This window comes from Streptomyces sp. NPDC087428 (genome assembly GCF_044744085.1).
Taxonomy (GTDB): Bacteria; Actinomycetota; Actinomycetes; order Streptomycetales; family Streptomycetaceae; genus Streptomyces.
The window spans coordinates 295057-314681 of record NZ_JBIUXR010000007.1; the positions used below are offsets into that span (position 1 = coordinate 295057).

The following is a 19625-nucleotide window of genomic DNA, read 5'->3' on the forward strand; positions in this document are numbered from 1 at the left end:
GGCGGCCCCGGCCGGCGGCATCCTGGCCGGATGGCACCTCGTGAGTCAACAACAGGCCCCGACGCGGGCCCCGAAGCCGGTCCCGACCGCACCGCGCTCGCCGGTGAGCTGCGGTCGGCCGTCCGCGGTGACGTCGCGTTCGACGCCACCGCGCGGGCCCTGACGACGATGGACGCGTCCAACTACCGCCGGGTGCCGCTCGGCGTCGTCGCCCCGCGCGACGCCGACGACATCGCCGCCGCGCTCGCCGTCTGCCGCGCGCACGGGGTGCCCGTCGTGCCGCGCGGCGGCGGTACGTCCATCGCCGGGCAGGCCACCGGTACCGGCGTCGTCCTCGACCTCACCCGCCACCTGCGGTCGGTCGTCGAGCTGGACGCCGGGTCCCGTACGGCCGTGGTCCAGCCGGGCGTCGTCCTGGACGACCTGCGGGCCGCCGCCGCCCCGCACGGGCTCACCTTCGGCCCGGACCCCTCCACGCACAGCCGCTGCACGATCGGCGGCATGATCGGCAACAACTCCTGCGGCTCGCACTCGGTCGCCTGGGGCACCACCGCCGACAACGTCCACGCCCTGACCGTCGCCCGCTACGGCGGCGACACCCTCCGCCTGGAACGGGGCGCGGCCGGCCCCGCCGGGCTCCCGGAGCTGGTCGCCGGCCACCTCGCCCTCCTGCGCACCGGATTCCCCGAACTCCCGCGCCGCATCTCCGGGTACGCCCTGGACGCGCTGCTGCCCGAACGGGGCCCCGACCCCGTCCGCGCGTTCTGCGGCAGCGAGGGCACGCTCGGCGTGGTGACGGAGGCGACACTGCGGCTCGTCGAGGCGCCCGCCGCCCGCGCGCTCGCCGTACTCGGCTACACCGACGAGCCCGCCGCCGCGGAGGCCGCCCCCGGCCTCCTCCGGCACCACCCGCTGACCGTCGAGGGCATGGCCGCCGACCTCGTACGCGAACCGGCCGGGCTGCCGCGCGGCGCGGCCTGGCTCTTCGTCGAGACGGGCGGCGCCACCCCGGCGCAGGCGCGGGCGCACGCCGAACGGATCGCCCGGACCGCGTCCGCCGACGCGGTGGACACCGCCGTCGTCACCGACCCGGCCGGGCAGCGGGCGCTGTGGCGCATCAGGGAGGACGCCGCCGGCACCGCCACCCGGACGCCCGGGGGCGGTGAGGCGTGGCCCGGCTGGGAGGACTGCGCCGTACCGCCCGCCCGGCTCGGCCCCTACCTCCGCGACTTCCGCGCCCTGCTCACCGAACACGGGCTGCGCGGCACCCCGTACGGGCACTTCGGTGACGGCTGCATCCACGTCCGGATCGACTTCGACCTGCTGAGCGGCGAAGGCGTGGCCCGCTTCCGCCGCTTCTCCGAGGAACTCGCCTCACTCGTCGTCGCACACGGCGGATCGCTCTCCGGCGAACACGGCGACGGTCAGGCCCGCGCCGAACTCCTGCCGAAGATGTACGGAAGCGAACTGGTGGCCCTCTTCTCCCGGTTCAAGGACCTCTGGGACCCGGACGGCGGCATGAACCCCGGCATCCTCGCCCGCCCCGCCCGGCTGGACGAGAACCTCCGCTTCGACGTGCTGCCCCGCGAGCCGGTCGACGTGGCCTTCGGCTACCCGCACGACGGCGGCGACTTCTCGGCCGCGGTACGCAGATGCGTCGGCGTCGCCAAGTGCCGTACGCGGGAGGCCCCGGGCCCGGACGTGATGTGCCCGTCCTTCCGCGCGACCGGCGAGGAGGCCCACTCGACCCGCGGCCGGGCCCGGCTGCTGCACGAGATGCTGGCCGGCCCCGCGGGCGGGGTGATCACGGACGGCTGGCGCTCGACGGAGGTACGGGACGCGCTCGACCTGTGCCTGTCCTGCAAGGGCTGCCGCAGCGACTGCCCGGTGGGCGTCGACATGGCCACGTACAAGGCGGAGTTCCTGCACCACCACTACCGGCACCGGCTGCGCCCCGCCGCCCACTACACGATGGGACGGCTCCCGGCGTGGCTGCGCCTGGCGTCGCCCTTCGCGGGCGCGCTGAACGCGCTGGCCCGGGTGCGGCCGCTCGCCGCCCTCGCCAAACGGCTGGCCGGGATCGCACCGGAGCGCGGCATCCCGGTCCTGGCGCGCGAGACGTTCACCCGGTGGCTGGGCGGGCGCTGGGGCAAGGGCACGTTCCTCTTCTCCCACGACGAGGTGGCCACCGTCTGGCCCGACACCTTCACCGAACACCTCTCGCCCGAGGTGGGCCGGGCGGCGGTGAAGGTCGTGGAGGCGGCGACGGGCCGCCGGGTGATCCCGGCCGGACGCGGACTGTGCTGCGGCCTCACATACGTCTCGACGGGCCAGCTGGACCGGGCCCGTTCGGTGATGCGCCGCACCCTGGACCGGCTGGCCGGCACGCACGGCTCCCCCGTGATCGTCCTCGAACCGAGCTGCGCGGCCACCCTCCGCGTCGACCTCCCGGAACTCCTCCCCGACGACCCCCGCGCCGCCGAACTGGCCGCCTCGGTCCACACCCTGGCCGAGTACCTGGAGAAGTACGCCCCCGACTGGCAGCCCCCGTACCTGGACCGCCCGGTCACCGGCCAGACGCACTGCCACCAGCACGCGGTCCTGGGCGACGGACCGGACCGCCGGCTGCGCGAACGGGCGGGCCTGACCGGCGAACTGACCGGCGGCTGCTGCGGACTGGCCGGCAACTTCGGCTTCGAACGCGGCCACTGGGAGGTCTCCACGGCCTGCGCGCAGGACGCGCTGCTGCCGGCGGTGCGGGAGGCGGCGCCGGGTACGGAGATCCTGGCGGACGGGTTCTCCTGCCGCACCCAGCTGGACCAGCTGGGCGGGGTACGGGCACGGCACCTGGCGGAGGTGCTGGCGGAGGGGCTGGAATCAGGGAGGCCCTAAGCCGGTGCGTGCACCGGCAGCCCGAAGTCCGTTGCGGCTCGGGCCAGTTCACCGTCATACGTGACGAAGGCGGTGAGGCCGACCCGGAACGGATCGGCGGTGGCGAGATGGATGGAGTCCAGGGTGCCCAGCCTGCGCGCCTGGTAGGCGGTGGCGCGCGCCAGTACGGTGCTGGTGAGGTCGATGAGATAGACGCCCCGGACGGCCTGTGCCGTGAAGTAGGCGATGCGCTGAGGATCGGCTCCGGCCCGGTGCAGTGTGCGGGTGATCTCCAGACGGGCCAGATCGCTCGTGAGTAGCTCGGTGCCCTCGGGCAGCCCTGCGCGCCATGCGCGCAGGGCTGCGGATTCCGGCTCCGGCTTGATGAATTTCATCAGTGCGCATGAGTCGAGGTAGATCAACGTCGACGCTCCTCGTCACGCTCCGAGAGGAGCAGGCCGGAGAGGCTCGGCAGCTCCGGTGCGAGGTCGGGCGCCAGGTCCGGCATGCCCTGCTCGGCGGGGGGAGTGGCATCCCCGGACTCGATCATGCGGCGGAGCGGATCGGGTGTCTCGGTCTCGGGCACCATGCGCAGGACCGGTACGCCGCGGTCGGTGACGAGTATGGGCACGCCCGAGCGCACCAGGGCCACGGCCCTGGACGGGTTCTGGTTGAGTTCGCGAAGCCCGATCGTTTCCATGCTTCGAATGTAGCTACATTATGTAGCTACAGCAACAGGCGGCCACCCGGTCCAGCCGGCCCGTACCGCCGCCGCAGTGGCCGAAGTCGTCCATCTCGCCGGCCCACGGATCGACGATCCGCCGGCCGGGAGATTGCCTCACCCCGTGACGTCCCGCCCCACGATCTCGCGGGCCAGCGCCGCGAGATCGGCGAGCGCCGGATGGCCGGGGGCGTCGCGGCGGGCGAGCAGGACCGGCACGGTCGGGGCGTCGGTGAGCGGCCGGTAGACGACACCGGCGTGCGGGTGCATGGCGGCGGTCGAGGCGGTGGAGACCCCGGCGCCCCGGCCCGCCGCGATGGCGGTCAGCCAGTCGTCGGTGTTGGCGACGGTGAGGGTGGCGGCGGGCCGCGCGGACGGCGGCCACAGGTCGGGGGTCGTGGTGCCGGAGACGGTGTTCAGGACGACGGTGCCGGTCGCCAGATCGGCGAGCCGGAGTGCGGCGCGGGCCGCCAGTGGGCCGTCCGCCGCCACGGCCGCGACCCGTTCCTCGTCGAACAGCACCTCGGTGAGGAGGCCGGGCGCCTCGACCGGCCCGCGCAGCAGTGCGGCGTCGACCTCGCCGCGGGTCAGCCCGGCCGTGCGGTCGTCGATCCGCAGGAGTTCGAGCGGGGTCTGCGGATACCGCTCCTGCCAGCTGCGGAGCAGCGGTGTGGTGTACCGGCCGAACGCGGACCAGGCGTGCCCGAGCCGCAGCGGCCACCGCCGCAGCCCGCCGGGGTCGAGCGCCTCGTCGAACGCGGCCACCGCGGCGGCGGCCTTGTCGCGGAATTCGACGCCCTCGGGGGTGAGGGCCAGGTGGTGGGTGGAGCGGTCGACGAGCCGGATGCCGAGGTGCCGCTCCAGGGCGGCCAGGGTCCGTGAGACGGCGGGCTGGGTGAGCCGGAGCCGGGCGGCGGCCCGGGTGACGCTGTACTCGTCGGCCACGGCGAGGAACGCCCGCAGATGACGGATCTCGACCCCGCGCCCGGCGCTCCGGCCGGTGTCCGGGTCCGCGTCCCGGTCCGTGTTCCCGCCGGTGTCCCGGCCCGTCTCCGCGCTCCGGTCCGCGCCCTGTCCTGTACTCATGCGCGGGAAGCATAACGGGAGCCCAGTCGGCATTTCACGCGCCGCGCGGAGGTGCCTACGGTAGGGGGACGAGCCGCACGGGATGAGTGCAGCATCTTCAATTGGGCAGTTCAGTGTGTTGCACTGGATGGTCTCTGCCGTATTCGTGAACTCAGGAAGTCAGGCCACAGGTGAACGACCAGGGCACCGCCGCAGAATCGGCCGCAGCAGTCGCCGTCCCCGAGGCCGTCACCGCCCTCGGTGAACAGGGCGGGCCGGGCCGGGCCGGCGGGCGCGGAGCCGCGCTCGCCCCGGTCGCGCTCGTGGTGGCGGGCGGCCTCTCCGTCCAGTTCGGAGCGGCGGTCGCGGTCCTGCTGATGCCGAAGGCCGGCGCCCTCGGTGTCGTCACACTGCGGCTGGCCGCCGCCGCCCTGGTGCTGCTCGTGGTGTGCCGTCCCAGGCTGCGCGGGCACTCGCGCGCCGACTGGGGCACGGTGCTCGCGTTCGGCGTCGCGATGGGCGGCATGAACACGCTCTTCTATCAGGCCGCCGACCGCATCCCGCTCGGCGCGGCCGTCACCCTGGAGGTGCTGGGCCCGCTCGCCCTCTCGGTCTTCGCCTCGCGCCGTCTGGTCAACGTGGTCTGGGCGGGCCTCGCGCTGGGCGGGGTCCTGCTGCTGAGCGGCGGCGGCTTCGACCGCCTCGATCCGGTGGGCGCCGCGTACGCCCTCGGCGCGGGAGCCATGTGGGCGGCGTACATCATCTTCAGCGCCCGCACCGGCCGCCGCTTCCCGCAGGCCGACGGACTGGCCATGGCGATGGTGGTGGCGGCGCTGCTCTCGCTGCCGCTCGGCATCATGGAGTCGGGCTCGAAGCTCCTGGTGCCCAGCACGCTCGCACTGGGCGCGGCCGTCGCGGTGCTGAGCTCGGTACTCCCGTACACCCTCGAACTGATGGCGCTGCGCCGGCTGCCCGCACCCACCTTCGCGATCATGATGAGCCTGGAACCCGCGATCGCGGCCACGGCCGGCTTCCTCATCCTCGACCAGGCGCTCTCCACCACGGACGCCCTGGCCATCGCCCTGGTGATCGGGGCGAGCATGGGCGCGGTACGCAGCCAGGTGAGGGGCCTGCGGAAGCCGCGCGGCGGCTGAGCGGCCGGGCGGGCTGGGCGGGGGGCTACTCCGCGGCCTGCGCGGCGACGCTCCGGACGGCCTTGACGGCGAGTTCGGTCCGGTCGACGTAGATGTAGTGACCGCTGTCGGCGGCGGTGCTGAGCTTGCTGCGGCTGGAGACCGCGGTCCACTTGCGCTGCCCTTCCGACCACACCTTCTCCAGGCCGTCCCCGTACACGGGGAACGCGCCGAGGTACTTGGTTCCGTGCTGGATGACCTCCACCGGGATGTCTCCGGCCGAGCGGACCGCGGCGTCGGGGAAGACGAGCTTCTCCCGGTTCTGCCCCTCGCCGGCCGCGGCGGTCTGCGCGCGGAGGTCCGCGCTGTCGCCGGTGGCGGACTCGGGGATCACCTTCTTGATGTCCCCGTTCGACGTGGGAGACGTGGCGTCCATCAGCACCAGCCCCTTGACCCGGTCCTGGTGGTCGGGGGCGTACCGGGCGGCGAGCAGCCCGCCCAGCGAGTGCCCGGCCAGGACGACGGGTGCGTCACCGGCGACCTGGTTGAGCACGCCGGTGAGGATCTTCCCGCTGGCGGCGATGGTCTGCGGGCCGGCCGGCGCGTCGCTCGCGCCTTCCCCGAGCCGGTCGTAGGAGCAGACCCGGTCCTTCTCGCTCAGGGTCTTCCGGAAGGCGGCGGTCTTCTTCAGCCCGTCATCCAGCCCGGCCAGGACGACGACGACCGGCTTGCCGTCGACCGGGCTGCCGGAGCAGGAGACGTTCACCGAATGGCCCTCGACGCTGATCTTCTTCGTTCCGGAGAGCCCGTCCAGGGCGGGCTTCGACAGCGAAGGGTTGCCGTCCAGTCCTTCCAGGAAGCCCTCGTCGTCGTCGTCGCACGCCACGAGTCCCGCACAGGCCGCGGTGATGCACAGTGCGGCCAGGGCGGTCTTCCTGATGATGCGCGCCATTTCGTCCTCCGAACAGGAAAAGGGGTAGGGGGTCCGCATCGGTTGCTGTGATGCGTCGTCGGCCCTGACGCTACGGAGACGGCGGCCTCGAATCATCACGCTGCGGAGCGCACCTGCGGGTAGCTCGCACGGGGGACAGGGGACAGGAGACGGGGGCAGGGGCCAGTGGTCGAACCTGAAGATCTTGGCGCTCAGGAGTTTGCTTTTGTCATGTTCGGTACATCTTTTCCTGGGGGGCTATGCGGGTAGACCTTCAGATCTACTCGCATAGACAGACCCGCTGTCACCCCCTGAATTGCCACGACTCATTCAGCAGGAGACCGCCTTGACCACATCAACACCCCTGCGCACCACCCTGATCGGGGTCGCGCTGGCCGCAACCGCCCTGTTACCCCTCCAGGGCACCGCGTTCGCCGGACAGAACGACCGGGTCGATTCCGCCGCCACGCCGGTGTCGTCGGTCGCCGGTATCGAGGACGCGACTGCGCGTTCGCTCGCGGTGGCCCTCACCGATCCGGCCTGGGGGAGACAGGTCCGGGACGCGGCGCTGGCCGCCGACTCGGTGGACCTGCGAGCGCTGACCCGCACGTCCACCACCGTCGCCGGTGCACGCCTCGCGCCGCAGGTGGCGGCGGCCGACCGGGGCGTCCGTGCCGCGAAGGGGCTGGGCGGACGGGTCGGTTCGCTGCTGCGGGTCGGCCTGGCGGACGCGTCGATGAAGGCCTCGCTCAAGGGGGGCGTGGCCCCCTTGGTGGCCGCCGCGCCGTCCGACGACGACGCGTCGACGTTCACCGCGTACGACAGTGCGGGCACCGCCCACGAGCTGTCCCTCGCCGCCGCCCCGGACCGGCCCGTCTACCTCGTCGACGTCGACGGCGCCAAGGCCGTCACCGAGGGCCTGAAGGTCGTCAACGAGGCACTGGAGGCGAAGGGCCTCCAGGTGCCGGTCCCGGCCGCCCGGCTGAACGTCGCCGCTCCGGCGGCCGCCGAGGGAATCGACACCACGCTGATCAACTCGGTTCGGCTCTCCGACGACAAGGAGCCGTGGATCAAGGGTGACGCCGAGATCTTCACCCTGGTGACCGGCTTCGGCAAGGACGGCACGCCGCGCGTCGACACCGTCGAGATGCCGTACCTGAACAACGACGACACCACGTACTACCCGAACCAGATCCTCGTGAACTGGTCGAACTACAAGTACGAGATGGCCGACGCGGTCATGATGGAGGACGACGGCGACACCAACTACCAGGCGCTCGCCAAGGCCATCGTCACTGCCCTGCTGACCATCACCGACCAGGGGGTGTACATCCCCCTGGCCGACGCGCTCCTGGACGCCATTCCCACGTCCTGGTGGACCGACGACCCCGACTACGTCGACTCCTGGTACACCCTGGCCAAGGCCACCACGGGTACGCGCAACGGCGCGGCGGCCAACGGATGGATGAACGTGTCGCCCTACCACGTGGCGGCTCTCTGACCGCTGGTGTCTGTCCCCCCTCGTGCCCGGAGCGGCTCTCCTCCTGGAGGGGCCGTTCCGGGCTCGGCCGTGCTCCGCGCTCTCAACTCCCGGACGGACCGGAGACTTTCGTTGGCGACTACCCGCGGACGGAAGCTTCTGCTGCTCGACGTACTCCTTCGACAAGGTTCAACGTCCCGGCTCAGAAGGCATTTTTCGTCATTCCTCCCCCGCTTCCGGCTCCATCTCGACCGAAACGGCGAGGCCGATTGACGAAAGCGCCGCACTAGTCATGTACATGACGGCATCCTGGAGCCGCCTCATGAGACCCACGAGGCGATCAGCTTCCACAACTCCCCCCACATCAACCGGAGGTTGTCCATGCGTCGCCGCTTCGCCACCTTGCTCGCCACGGCCGCCCTGTCGCTCCCCCTCGCCCTGCTGCCCGCCGTATCCGCTTCCGCCGCCCCGGCGGACAAGCCCCAGGTCCTCAGCTCCTGGACCCAGACGAGCGCGTCCAGTTACAACGCCTGGAACGCCGCCCGCAACAACCAGGGCGCCTGGGGTGCGTACGGCTTCGACTGGTCCACGGACTACTGCAGCTCCTCGCCCGACAACCCGTTCGGCTTCCCCTTCCAAACGGCCTGCGCCCGCCATGACTTCGGCTACCGCAACTACAAGGCCGCCGGCACGTTCTCCGCGAACAAGGCCCGCGTCGACTCCGCCCTCTACGAGGACCTCAAGCGCGTCTGCTCCGCCTACTCCGGCGCGACGCTGACCTCGTGCAACGCCACGGCCTGGACGTACTACCACGCGGTGGACATCTTCGGCATCGCACCGGCGAAGGCCGGCGCCGGCAGAGTGGCCCAGTCCGCCTGACCCGCACCACGGCACGGAGGCTCGGGCCGGCCCGATCGCGGCCCGAGCCTCCCCGTGCCACGCCCGGATCGGTGAAGCCACCGTCACCGCTCACGGTCAGCCCGCCGCCTTCAGCATCCGCCCCACCGCGGTGACAACGACGTCCGGGCGGTCGTGGGCGATGTCGTGCGAGCTCTTCGCGGCGGTCACGAGGTCGCGGTTCGGGGCGCCCTTCACGAACTCCTGCTGGGCGTCGCGCCAGAGCCGCGCGTCGTCCGGGGTCTCGAACGGGGTCTTCTCCGAGACGATGGCCGTCGCCGGTACGCCCTGCGGCCAGGACACCTGGTGGTACGCGCGGTGCATCGGGCCGTAGCCGTCCGCGGTGGCGAGCAGTTGGCGGGTCTGCTGCGTCGAGGGCTGGTCCTTGAGAGCCTCCACCTGGGCCTTGTTCGCGGCTTCGATCCTCGCCGTCTCCTCGTCCGTATAGAACTCGGGAAGACTTCCGTCGACGAGGACGGCACCCGTGAGCCAATTCGGGTTCTCCTTGGCGAAATACGTGGCGACCTCGCCCGCCTGGGAATGCGAGACCAGGATCACGTCATGGGTGATTCCCAGCTTCGTCAGCCCGGCCTTCAGATCGGATACCGCGTTCTCGACTTTCCATGCCCCGGGAACCTCGTCGCTCTTCCCCATTCCGGCCCGGTCGTACGTGACCACCATGGAACCGGTCTTCTTCGCCAGCTCGGGCGCCATCTTCTTCCAGTACGACGAGTCCTCACCGCCCCCCGCGTCCAGGACCAGAGCCGGCAGACGGCCGGGCGTGACGTGGAAGGCCAGGCTGTGGTCACCGTTCTCGACCATGCGGAGGGACGCCGCCGCGGCGGGCGTCGACGGCTTCGCGGCGGCCGGGGCACCGGAATTCTGCCGGGACGACTGGCCGGGGCTCTTCGAATTGCCGGAATCGGACGGAGTCGAATCCGCACAGGCGGAGATTCCCGTCAATGCGGCGGCCAGGCACATACCCACGAGGGCGGGGCGCAGGCGGCGGTTCTTCCGTACGGTCTCAGTCATGGCTATTTCATTCCTGGGAGTCATGTGAACAGCTGGGGACGGTTACTTTTTTTGCCGTGTCCGGCGGGCCCGGTGGGGCTCCCTTTCGGACATCACTAATCCTGGTCGGAACCGCATTTCCGGTCGATGGGGCTGCCCGCCCGGTACATGACTGTCTGAGGCCCCGGGTGACAGTGGGGGTACCCCCCGGTGCCGGGTGCCTGCCGGATGCTTGCTGGGTGCCTGCCGGGTATGTGCTGGGTATCTGCCGGGTGGGCAGCCCGGGGGAGGTGCTCCGGAGGAATCGCGCGGCAAAAATAATGCAAGCACGCTTGATTGTTTTCCGTCCCGCTGGCAGGCTCCGGGGCACACCGCCACGCCCCGAGGGGAGCGCACCGTGTCCGATGCCTCAGCCGTGCTCGACGACCTGCGCAGCGAGAGCGAGGAACTCGACCTGCTGGTGGCCGGGTTGAGCGCCCCGCAATGGGCCGGGGCCACCCCCGCGGCCGGGTGGACCGTCGCCCACCAGGTGGCCCATCTGAGCTGGACCGACGAGGTGGCGCTGCTCTCCGTCACCGACCCCGGGCAGTTCGCGGACGAGGTCGCGAAGGCGATGCGGGACCCCGAGGGCTTCGTCGACGAGGCCGCCGGTGAGGTCGTCGCGGCGTACGCCCCCGGCGCCCTGCTCACCCACTGGCGCGCCGGGCGCGAGCGCCTCCAGGAGGCCCTGCGGGCGGCCCCGGCCGGGACCCGGTTCCCCTGGTACGGGCCGCCCATGAGCGTCGCCTCCATGGCGACCGGGCGGCTCATGGAGACCTGGGCGCACGGCCAGGACGTGGCCGACGCGCTCGGTGTCACCCGCACCCCCACCGCCCGGCTGCGGCACGTCGCACGGATCGGGGTACGGGCCAGGGACTACGCCTTCCTCGTCCGGGGGATCGAGGCGCCCGGAGAGGAGTTCCGGGTGGAACTGGAGGGACCCGGCGGTGAGTTGATCGCCTACGGGCCCGAGGGCGCCGCCCAGCGGGTCACCGGGCCGCTGCACGACTTCTGCCTGCTCGTCACCCAGCGCGCCCACCGCGACGACCTCGCCGTCCGGGCCGAGGGGGCCGACGCCGAGGTGTGGCTGGGCATCGCGCAGGCCTTCGCCGGGCCCGCCGGACCCGGACGCGCCCCGCGGCAGGAGACCGGGAAGTGACGGACACACCCGCGCCCGTACCCGCGCCCGTACCCGTGTCCGCGTCGCACGTGACGGACGTGTCCGCGTCGCACGTGACGGACGTGTCCGCGTCGCACGTGACGGACGTGCCCGCGCCGCTGCGGATCGGCAACGCCTCCGGGTTCTACGGCGACCGCTTCGACGCCGTGCGCGAGATGCTCACCGGCGGCCCCCTCGACGTCCTCACCGGCGACTACCTCGCCGAGCTGACCATGCTGATCCTCGGCCGCGGCCGGCTCAAGGACCCCTCGCGCGGCTACGCCACCACCTTCCTGCGCCAGTTGGAGGAGGGCCTCGGGCTCGCCCGGGAGCGCGGGGTGCGGATCGTCACCAACGCCGGCGGGCTCAACCCGGCCGGACTCGCGGACGCCGTACGGGAGTTGGCCGACAAGGTGGGCGTGCCCGTGCGCGTCGCCCATGTCGAGGGCGACAGCCTCCCCGTACCCGACGGCTACCTCACCGCCAACGCCTACCTCGGCGGCGACGGCATCGCCGCCTGCCTGCGGGACGGGGCCGACGTCGTCGTCACCGGCCGGGTCACCGACGCCGCGCTCGTCACCGGGCCCGCCGCCGCCCACTTCGGCTGGGGACCCGGGGACCACGACGCGCTCGCCGGGGCCGTCGTCGCCGGGCACGTCCTGGAGTGCGGCACCCAGGCCACCGGCGGGAACTACTCCTTCTTCCGCGGCCACGACCTGCGGCGGCCCGGCTTCCCCGTCGCCGAGATCCACGCCGACGGCACGTCCGTCATCACCAAGCACGACGGCACGGGCGGCGTCGTCGACATCGGTACGGTCACCGCCCAACTGCTCTACGAGACCGGCGGCGCCCGGTACGCCGGACCCGACGTCACCGCCCGCCTCGACACCGTACGGCTGGCACAGGAAGCCCCGGACAGGGTCAGGATCTCCGGGGTGCGGGGTGAGGCCCCGCCGCCCACCCTCAAGGCCGGACTCACCCGGCTCGGCGGCTGGCGGAACGAGGTCGTCTTCGTCCTCACCGGACTCGATGTCGAGGCCAAGGCGCAGCTCGTCCGGGACCAGGTCGCGGACGCCTTCGACCGTGCCGGGCGCCGGCCGGAAGAGGTGCGGTGGGAGCTTGCCCGTACCGACCGGGCCGACGCCGCGAGCGAGGAGACCGCGAGCGCGCTGCTCCGGCTCGTCGTCCGCGACCAGGACCCGGACGCCGTCGGGCGGGCCCTGTCCGGTGCCGCGATCGAGCTGGCCCTCGGCAGCTACCCGGGCTTCCACGTCACCGCCCCGCCCGGGAAGGGCGCGCCCTACGGGGTGTTCGAGGCCCGGTACGTACCGGCGAAGGAGGTGACGCAGGTCGCCGTGCTCCCGGACGGGCGGCGCGAGACGCAGGAACCGCCCGCACGGACGCAGGTCCTCGCGGACGTCGAACAGCCCTCACTGCCCGAGCCGTTGGCCGCCGGGCTGCCCACCCGCAGCGCACCGCTCGGGCGGCTCGCGGGCGCCCGCAGCGGCGACAAGGGCGGGGACGCCAACGTCGGGGTGTGGGTGCGGAGCGACGAGGCCTGGCGGTGGCTGGCCCACGAGCTGACCGTCGAGCGCTTCCGCCAACTGCTCCCGGAGACCGCCCCGCTCACCGTCGTACGCCATGTCCTGCCCCACCTGCGCGCCCTGAACTTCACCGTCCACGGGCTGCTCGGCGAGGGCGTCGCCGCCCAGCACCGCTTCGACCCGCAGGCCAAGGCGGTGGGGGAGTGGCTGCGCTCGCGCCACCTGGAGATACCCGTGGCCCTTCTGGGCGGCGCCGACGCACCGGAGGTGCACGCATGACCGTCCTGCCCACCGGGCTCGACACCGCGAGCCCCGAATACAGCGCGAACCGCGCGGCCATGCTCGACAAGCTCACCGAACTCGACGCCGCGCACACCAAGGCGCTGGAGGGCGGCGGTGAGAAGTACGTCGAGCGGCACCGCTCGCGCGGCAAGCTGCCGGCCCGCGAGCGCATCGAGCTCCTGGTCGATGAGGACACCCCGTTCCTGGAGCTGTCGCCGCTCGCCGCCTGGGGCAGTGACTATGCGGTGGGGGCCTCGCTCGTCACCGGGATCGGGGTGGTCGAGGGAGTGGAGTGCCTGATCACCGCCAACGACCCGACCGTACGCGGCGGCGCCTCCAACCCCTGGACGCTGAAGAAGGCCCTGCGCGCCAACGAGATCGCCTTCGCCAACCGGCTGCCCACCATCAGCCTCGTCGAGTCGGGCGGTGCCGACCTCCCCTCGCAGAAGGAGATCTTCATCCCCGGCGGGGCGCTGTTCCGCGACCTCACGCGGCTGTCGGCGGCCGGCATCCCGACCGTGGCGGTCGTCTTCGGCAACTCCACGGCCGGCGGGGCGTACGTCCCCGGCATGTCCGACCACACCGTGATGATCAAGGACCGGTCCAAGGTGTTCCTCGGCGGTCCGCCGCTGGTGAAGATGGCGACCGGTGAGGAGAGCGACGACGAGTCGCTCGGCGGCGCCGAGATGCACGCCCGCACCTCGGGTCTCGCCGACCACTTCGCCGTCGACGAGCAGGACGCCCTGCGGCAGGCCCGCCGTATCGTCGCCCGTCTCAACTGGCGCAAGGCGCACGGAGATCCGGGCCCGGCCGAGCCGCCGAAGTACGACGAGGACGAGCTGATCGGGATCGTGCCCGGCGACCTGAAGGTGCCCTTCGACCCGCGCGAGGTCATCGCCCGGCTGGTCGACGGCTCGGACTTCGACGCGTTCAAACCGCTCTACGGGACCAGCCTGGTCACCGGCTGGGCGCGGCTGCACGGCTACCCGGTCGGCGTCCTCGCCAACGCGCAGGGCGTGCTGTTCAGCGAGGAGTCGCAGAAGGCCGCCCAGTTCATCCAGCTCGCCAACCAGCGCGACATCCCGCTGCTCTTCCTCCACAACACCACCGGCTACATGGTCGGCAAGGAGTACGAGCAGGGCGGCATCATCAAGCACGGCGCGATGATGATCAACGCGGTGTCGAACTCGAAGGTCCCGCACCTGTCCGTGCTGATGGGCGCCTCCTACGGCGCGGGGCACTACGGCATGTGCGGCCGGGCGTACGACCCGCGCTTCCTGTTCGCCTGGCCCAGCAGCAAGTCCGCCGTCATGGGCCCGCAGCAACTGGCCGGGGTGCTCTCCATCGTCGCCCGCGCCTCCGCCGCCGCGAAGGGACGCCCGTACGACGACGAGTCGGACGCCGCACTGCGCGCCATGGTGGAGCAGCAGATCGAGGCCGAGTCCCTGCCGATGTTCCTGTCCGGGCGGCTGTACGACGACGGGGTCATCGACCCGCGCGACACCAGGACCGTCCTCGGGATGTGCCTGTCGGCCATCCACACCGCACCGGTCGAGGGCGCCCGCGGCGGCTTCGGCATCTTCCGGATGTGAGGACACACATGATCACCACTCTGCTTGTCGCCAACCGCGGCGAGATCGCCTGCCGCATCTTCCACACCTGCCGCGCACTCGGCATCGCGACCGTCGCCGTGTACTCCGACGCGGACGCCGGCGCGCTCCACGTACGGGAGGCCGACACCGCCGTACGGCTGCCGGGGGCCGCACCCGGTGACACGTATCTGCGCGGTGACCTCGTCGTCGCCGCCGCCCTCGCGGCGGGCGCCGACGCCGTCCACCCCGGGTACGGCTTCCTCTCCGAGAACGCCGGGTTCGCCGCCGTCGTGCGGGACGCGGGGCTGGTCTGGGTCGGCCCGCCGGTCAGGGCCATCGAGCTGATGGCGTCCAAGACCCGCGCCAAGGAGCTGATGGCCGCCGCCGGGGTCCCGCTCCTCGCCCCCGTCGACCCGGCCGCGGCCCGCGCGCAGGACCTGCCGCTGCTCCTCAAGGCGGCCTCGGGCGGCGGCGGCCGGGGCATGCGGATCGTCCGCGAACTCGACGCTCTGAAAGACGAGTTGACGGCAGCGTCAGCCGAGGCGCTGTCCGCCTTCGGGGACGGCGAGGTCTTCGCCGAGCCCTACGTGGAGCGCGGCCGGCACGTCGAGGTCCAGATCATGGCCGACGCGCACGACGGCGTCTGGGCGCTCGGCACCCGCGACTGCTCCCTCCAGCGCCGCCACCAGAAGGTCATCGAGGAGGCCCCCGCACCCGGTCTCGACGACGGGCTGCGCGACCGGCTGCACGACGCCGCCGTCGCCGCCGCACGGGCCGTCGGCTACCGGGGCGCGGGCACCGTCGAATTCCTCGTCACCGACGACGGGCGGCCGTACTTCCTGGAGATGAACACCCGCCTCCAGGTCGAACACCCCGTCACCGAGGCCGTGTTCGGCCTCGATCTCGTCGCGCTCCAGTTGCGCACCGCCGAGGGCGAACCCCTGCCGTCCGCCGCACCCCCGCACCCCGCCGGGCACGCCGTCGAGGCCCGGCTCTACGCGGAGGACCCGGCCCGCGACTGGCAGCCACAGACCGGAGCACTGCTCTCGCTCGACGTACCGGACGAACCCGGCGTGCGCCTGGACACCGGATACACCGGCGGCGACACCATCGGCGTGCACTACGACCCGATGATCGCCAAGGTCATCGCCCACGCCCCCACCCGCACCGAAGCCGTACGCCTCCTGGCCCGCACCCTGGAGCGCGCCCGCGTCCACGGCCCGGTCACCAACCGCGACCTGCTCGTACGCTCCCTGCGCCACCCGGACTTCGTGGCGGCCCGCCTGGACACCGGCTTCTACGAACGCCACCTGAAGGCGCTGACCCCCGCACCCGAAGAGGCGGCCGTCCGGCTCGCCGCGACCGCCGCCGCCCTCGCGGAGGCGGCCCGCAACACCGCCACCCCAGGCGTCACCCGCTTCGGCGCCTGGCGCAACCTCCCCTCGCAGCCCCGCCTCAGGCGCTACCGCAGCGAACCGGACGGCGGCGAGCACGAGATCACCTACCGCACCACCCGCGACGGGTTCGCCGCCCCCGCGGAGGGCGTCCGCGTCGTCTCCGCGAGTCCCGGCCGCGTCACGCTCGAAACGGACGGCGTCACCCGGCACTTCGACGTCCACGGCCACGACGACCGGCGGTACGTGGACACCGCCACCGGCTCGTACGCCTTCACCGCCCTGCCCCGCTTCACCGACCCCGCCGAACGGACCGAACCCGGCTCCCTGCTCGCCCCGATGCCCGGCACGGTGGTCCGTCTGGCCGAGGGGCTGGCGGCCGGGTCCGCCGTCGAGGCCGGGCAGCCGCTGATCTGGCTGGAGGCGATGAAGATGGAGCACCGCGTCCTCGCCCCCGCCACCGGCACCCTCACCGCGCTCCACGCCGCACCCGGCCTCCAGGTGGAGGTCGGCGCACTGCTCGCAGTCGTCACGGACGACGCATCCGCACCCGTTGAGGAGACCGCATGAGCACCGTCCTCGAAAGCGAAGAGCACCAGGCCCTGCGCGCCGCCGTCGCCGCCCTCGGCAAGCGGTACGGACGCGACTACATGACCGCCGTCGTCCGCGACGGCGCCCACCCCCACGAGCTGTGGGCGGAGGCCGCCAAGCTCGGCTATCTCGGCGTGAACCTTCCCGAGGAGCACGGCGGCGGAGGCTGCGGCATGGCCGAACTCTCCATCGTGCTGGAGGAGCTGGGGGCGGCCGGCTCGCCGCTCCTCATGATGGTCGTCTCGCCCGCCATCTGCGGCACCGTCATAGCCCGCTTCGGGACCGACGAACAACAGCGGCAGTGGCTGCCCGGCCTCGCGGACGGCAGCCTCACCATGGCCTTCGGGATCACCGAGCCGGACGCCGGTTCCAACTCGCACCGCATCACCACCACCGCCCGCCGCGACGGCGAGGAGTGGCTGCTCACCGGCCGCAAGGTCTTCGTCTCCGGCGTCGACATCGCCGACGCCACGCTCATCGTCGGCCGCACCGAGGACGCCAGGTCCGGCAAGCTGAAGCCCTGCCTCTTCATCGTCCCGCGCGACGCCCCCGGCTTCCGGCGCTCGCAGATCGACATGGAACTCCAGGCGCCGGAGAAGCAGTTCGAGCTGGTCCTCGACGAGGTGCGGCTGCCCGCCGACGCGCTCGTCGGCGACGAGGACGCGGGCCTCCTCCAGCTCTTCGCCGGGCTCAACCCGGAACGCATCATGACCGCGGCCTTCGGCATCGGGATGGGCCGCTACGCGCTGGGCCGCGCCGTCGAGTACGCGAAGACCCGCCAGGTGTGGAAGGAGCCCATCGGCGCCCACCAGGCCATCGCACACCCCCTCGCCCAGGCGCACATCGAACTCGAACTGGCCCGGCTGATGATGCAGAAGGCCGCCCGGCTCTACGACGACGGGGACGACGTCGGCGCGGGCGAGGCCGCGAACATGGCGAAGTACGCGGCCGGGGAGGCATGCGTGAAGGCCGTCGACCAGGCGGTGCACACCCTCGGTGGCAACGGCCTCACCCGCGAGTACGGCCTCGGCTCCCTCATCACCGCGTCCCGGGTCGCCCGGATCGCACCGGTCAGCCGGGAAATGATCCTGAACTACGTGTCCCATCAGTCCCTGGGTCTCCCCAAGTCGTACTGACAGCAGCCATCCTGTCCCTCCACGCCGTACGGGACCCGCCCCGGGTTTTCGCGGATCCCGGCCCCGGCGCCGCACGCCACCCACGCGTCGTACGGAGCGGCCCGTTCCCGCCGCCGCCCCGCCATTCCGCATCGAAGGGACTCCCGCCATGGTGCACGTGTTCCGGAGCGACTACCCCGACGTCCAGCCACTCGACACGGCCATCCACGACGCGGTGCTGGGCCAGGCCGCCGCGGAGTACGGCGACACGGTCGCCCTGATCGACGGTACGGACGACAGCAGCCGGCTCACCTACCGGCAGCTCGACTCCTTCCACCGGAAGATCGCCGCGGGGCTGGCCGCCGCCGGTCTCGTCAAGGGCGACGTACTCGCCCTGCACAGCCCGAACACCATCGCCTACCCCGCCGTCTTCTTCGGCGCCACCCGGGCCGGAGCCACCGTCACCACCGCCCACCCGCTCGCCACGGCCGAGGAGTTCGCCAAACAGCTCCGCGACTCCTCCGCGCGCTGGATCGTCACCGTCTCCCCGCTCCTGGACACGGCCCGCCGCGCGGCCGAACTCGTCGGCGGCATCGAGGAGATCTTCGTCTGCGACCGGGCCGAAGGGCACACCTCGGTCCTCGACATGCTCACCACCACCGCACCCGAACCGATGATCACCATCGACCCCGCCCAGGACATCGCCGCGCTGCCGTACTCCTCCGGCACCACGGGCATCCCCAAGGGCGTCATGCTCACCCACCGCTCCATGGCCACCAACCTGGAACAGCTGCGCCCCTTCGTCCCCATGGGCGCCGGCGCCCGCATCCTGGCCGTGCTCCCCTTCTTCCACATCTACGGGCTGACCGCCCTGATGAACGCGCCGCTGCGGACCGGCGCCACCGTCGTCGTCCTGCCGCGCTTCGACCTCCCCCAGTTCCTGACCGCGATCGAGAAGCACCGCATCACCGGCCTGTACGTGGCCCCGCCGATCGTGCTGGCCCTCGCGAAGCACCCGGTCGTCGACCGCTACGACCTGTCCTCGCTGGAGTACATCGTCAGCTCCGCCGCCCCGCTCGACGCCGAACTCGCCGCCGCCTGCTCGGCCCGCCTCGGACTGCCTCCCGTGCGCCAGGCGTACGGGATGACGGAGCTCTCGCCCGGCACCCATGTCGTCCCGCTGGCCGCCGAGAACCCGCCGCCCGGAGCCGTCGGCACCCTGCTGCCCAACACCGAGATGCGCATCGTCTCCCTCGACGCCTCCGGCGAGGACGCCGGAACCCACACCGACGGCGAGATCCTGATCCGCGGCCCGCAGGTGATGAAGGGCTACCTCGGCCGCCCCGACGCCACCGCCGCCATGATCGACGCCGACGGCTGGGTGCACACCGGCGACATCGGCCGCGTGGACGACGACGGCTGGCTGTTCGTCGTCGACCGGGTCAAGGAACTCATCAAGTACAAGGGCTACCAGGTCGCCCCCGCCGAACTGGAGGCACTGCTGCTCGGCCACGCGTCCATAGCCGACGCCGCCGTCATCGGCGTGTACGACGCCGACGGCAACGAGGTCCCCAAGGCCTGCCTGGTCCGCCACCCGTCCGTCGCCCCCGTGGACCTCACGGCGGACGACGTCATGGCGTGGGTCGCCGAGCGCGTCGCCCCGTACAAGAAGATCCGGCGGGTCGAGTTCATCGACGCCGTACCCCGCGCCGTGTCCGGCAAGATCCTGCGCCGCGAACTGCGGGACCGGGAGAAGCCGCACTGAGGGAGCCGCAACCTGTGACCACGCGGACCGCGGCC

Annotated in this window: 15 protein-coding genes; 10 read left to right on the forward strand and 5 right to left on the reverse strand. The window is 72.4% G+C overall.

Annotation, left to right across the window (positions count from 1 at the left end):
• Positions 1–30: 30 nt before the first annotated feature.
• A complete protein-coding gene (locus ACIO3R_RS17355) occupies positions 31–2892 on the forward strand; it encodes an FAD-binding and (Fe-S)-binding domain-containing protein (protein WP_402106450.1) in 2862 nt (953 codons plus the stop codon).
• Here the strand turns inward: ACIO3R_RS17355 and ACIO3R_RS17360 are convergent.
• The 3 genes from ACIO3R_RS17360 to ACIO3R_RS17370 all read right to left on the reverse strand — a co-directional run bounded on the left by ACIO3R_RS17360 (position 2889) and on the right by ACIO3R_RS17370 (position 4678).
• Positions 2889–3293, reverse strand: coding sequence for a type II toxin-antitoxin system VapC family toxin (locus ACIO3R_RS17360; protein ID WP_402106453.1), 405 nt, complete (start codon positions 3291–3293; stop codon positions 2889–2891). The two genes, ACIO3R_RS17355 and ACIO3R_RS17360, sit on opposite strands and share 4 nt — an antisense overlap.
• Positions 3290–3571 (reverse strand): prevent-host-death family protein, encoded by a 282-nt coding sequence (locus ACIO3R_RS17365; RefSeq protein WP_362955933.1) that lies wholly within the window; start codon positions 3569–3571, stop codon positions 3290–3292. Before ACIO3R_RS17365 ends, ACIO3R_RS17360 begins: the two co-directional genes overlap by 4 nt.
• A gap of 138 nt (positions 3572–3709) precedes the next feature.
• Positions 3710–4678: a LysR family transcriptional regulator gene (locus ACIO3R_RS17370; protein WP_402106456.1), complete on the reverse strand. Its 969-nt coding sequence runs from the start codon at positions 4676–4678 to the stop codon at positions 3710–3712.
• 170 nt (positions 4679–4848) lie between these two features.
• Between ACIO3R_RS17370 and ACIO3R_RS17375 the strand changes: the two genes are divergently transcribed.
• Positions 4849–5811 carry a DMT family transporter gene (locus ACIO3R_RS17375; protein WP_385029301.1) on the forward strand — a complete coding sequence of 321 codons (963 nt, stop codon included), beginning with the start codon at positions 4849–4851 and terminating at the stop codon, positions 5809–5811.
• Positions 5812–5836: 25 nt separating this feature from the next.
• Here the strand turns inward: ACIO3R_RS17375 and ACIO3R_RS17380 are convergent, their stop codons facing one another.
• Complete coding sequence (locus ACIO3R_RS17380; RefSeq protein ID WP_402106459.1) at positions 5837–6742, reverse strand: alpha/beta fold hydrolase; 906 nt, start codon at positions 6740–6742, stop codon at positions 5837–5839.
• A 325-nt stretch (positions 6743–7067) separates the two neighbouring features.
• Between ACIO3R_RS17380 and ACIO3R_RS17385 the strand changes: the two genes are divergently transcribed.
• Both ACIO3R_RS17385 and ACIO3R_RS17390 read left to right on the forward strand, forming a co-directional pair.
• Positions 7068–8222, forward strand: a complete 1155-nt coding sequence (locus ACIO3R_RS17385) for a DUF3103 family protein (protein ID WP_402106461.1) — start codon at positions 7068–7070, stop codon at positions 8220–8222.
• Positions 8223–8582: 360 nt separating this feature from the next.
• Entirely contained in the window at positions 8583–9080 is a 498-nt protein-coding gene (locus tag ACIO3R_RS17390) for a phospholipase (RefSeq protein ID WP_385029310.1), read from the forward strand.
• Positions 9081–9176: 96 nt separating this feature from the next.
• Here ACIO3R_RS17390 and ACIO3R_RS17395 read toward each other — a convergent pair whose 3' ends face one another.
• Positions 9177–10130, reverse strand: coding sequence for an alpha/beta fold hydrolase (locus ACIO3R_RS17395; protein WP_402106463.1), 954 nt, complete (start codon positions 10128–10130; stop codon positions 9177–9179).
• A 376-nt stretch (positions 10131–10506) separates the two neighbouring features.
• Here ACIO3R_RS17395 and ACIO3R_RS17400 point away from each other — a divergent pair, with 376 nt between their 5' ends.
• From ACIO3R_RS17400 to ACIO3R_RS17425, 6 genes are all read left to right on the forward strand, one after another.
• The gene (locus ACIO3R_RS17400; RefSeq protein ID WP_402106466.1) at positions 10507–11307 is read left to right on the forward strand and encodes a TIGR03084 family metal-binding protein; all 801 of its coding nucleotides are present in this window, start codon (positions 10507–10509) and stop codon (positions 11305–11307) included.
• Between the two features lie 107 nt (positions 11308–11414).
• Positions 11415–13130: an acyclic terpene utilization AtuA family protein gene (locus ACIO3R_RS17405; protein ID WP_402106618.1), complete on the forward strand. Its 1716-nt coding sequence runs from the start codon at positions 11415–11417 to the stop codon at positions 13128–13130.
• Positions 13127–14725, forward strand: a complete 1599-nt coding sequence (locus ACIO3R_RS17410) for an acyl-CoA carboxylase subunit beta (protein ID WP_402106468.1) — start codon at positions 13127–13129, stop codon at positions 14723–14725. The genes ACIO3R_RS17405 and ACIO3R_RS17410 overlap by 4 nt, the downstream gene beginning before the upstream one ends.
• A gap of 8 nt (positions 14726–14733) precedes the next feature.
• Positions 14734–16689 carry an acetyl/propionyl/methylcrotonyl-CoA carboxylase subunit alpha gene (locus tag ACIO3R_RS17415; RefSeq protein ID WP_402106471.1) on the forward strand — a complete coding sequence of 652 codons (1956 nt, stop codon included), beginning with the start codon at positions 14734–14736 and terminating at the stop codon, positions 16687–16689.
• Complete coding sequence (locus ACIO3R_RS17420) at positions 16686–17846, forward strand: acyl-CoA dehydrogenase family protein (RefSeq protein ID WP_402106472.1); 1161 nt, start codon at positions 16686–16688, stop codon at positions 17844–17846. Before ACIO3R_RS17415 ends, ACIO3R_RS17420 begins: the two co-directional genes overlap by 4 nt.
• Before the next feature lie 148 nt (positions 17847–17994).
• The gene (locus tag ACIO3R_RS17425) at positions 17995–19590 is read left to right on the forward strand and encodes a 4-coumarate--CoA ligase family protein (protein ID WP_402106474.1); all 1596 of its coding nucleotides are present in this window, start codon (positions 17995–17997) and stop codon (positions 19588–19590) included.
• Positions 19591–19625: the final 35 nt, after the last annotated feature.

What these genes read in the sequence shown, in the direction of transcription:
- ACIO3R_RS17355 (WP_402106450.1), top strand. Translation starts at nt 31, where the DNA reads ATGGCACCTCGTGAGTCAACAACAGGCCCCGACGCGGGCCCCGAAGCC.
- ACIO3R_RS17365 (WP_362955933.1), bottom strand. Translation starts at nt 3,571, where the DNA reads ATGGAAACGATCGGGCTTCGCGAACTCAACCAGAACCCGTCCAGGGCC.
- ACIO3R_RS17370 (WP_402106456.1), bottom strand. Translation starts at nt 4,678, where the DNA reads ATGAGTACAGGACAGGGCGCGGACCGGAGCGCGGAGACGGGCCGGGAC.
- ACIO3R_RS17380 (WP_402106459.1), bottom strand. Translation starts at nt 6,742, where the DNA reads ATGGCGCGCATCATCAGGAAGACCGCCCTGGCCGCACTGTGCATCACC.
- ACIO3R_RS17390 (WP_385029310.1), top strand. Translation starts at nt 8,583, where the DNA reads ATGCGTCGCCGCTTCGCCACCTTGCTCGCCACGGCCGCCCTGTCGCTC.
- ACIO3R_RS17395 (WP_402106463.1), bottom strand. Translation starts at nt 10,130, where the DNA reads ATGACTGAGACCGTACGGAAGAACCGCCGCCTGCGCCCCGCCCTCGTG.
- ACIO3R_RS17410 (WP_402106468.1), top strand. Translation starts at nt 13,127, where the DNA reads ATGACCGTCCTGCCCACCGGGCTCGACACCGCGAGCCCCGAATACAGC.
- ACIO3R_RS17415 (WP_402106471.1), top strand. Translation starts at nt 14,734, where the DNA reads ATGATCACCACTCTGCTTGTCGCCAACCGCGGCGAGATCGCCTGCCGC.
- ACIO3R_RS17420 (WP_402106472.1), top strand. Translation starts at nt 16,686, where the DNA reads ATGAGCACCGTCCTCGAAAGCGAAGAGCACCAGGCCCTGCGCGCCGCC.
- ACIO3R_RS17425 (WP_402106474.1), top strand. Translation starts at nt 17,995, where the DNA reads ATGGTGCACGTGTTCCGGAGCGACTACCCCGACGTCCAGCCACTCGAC.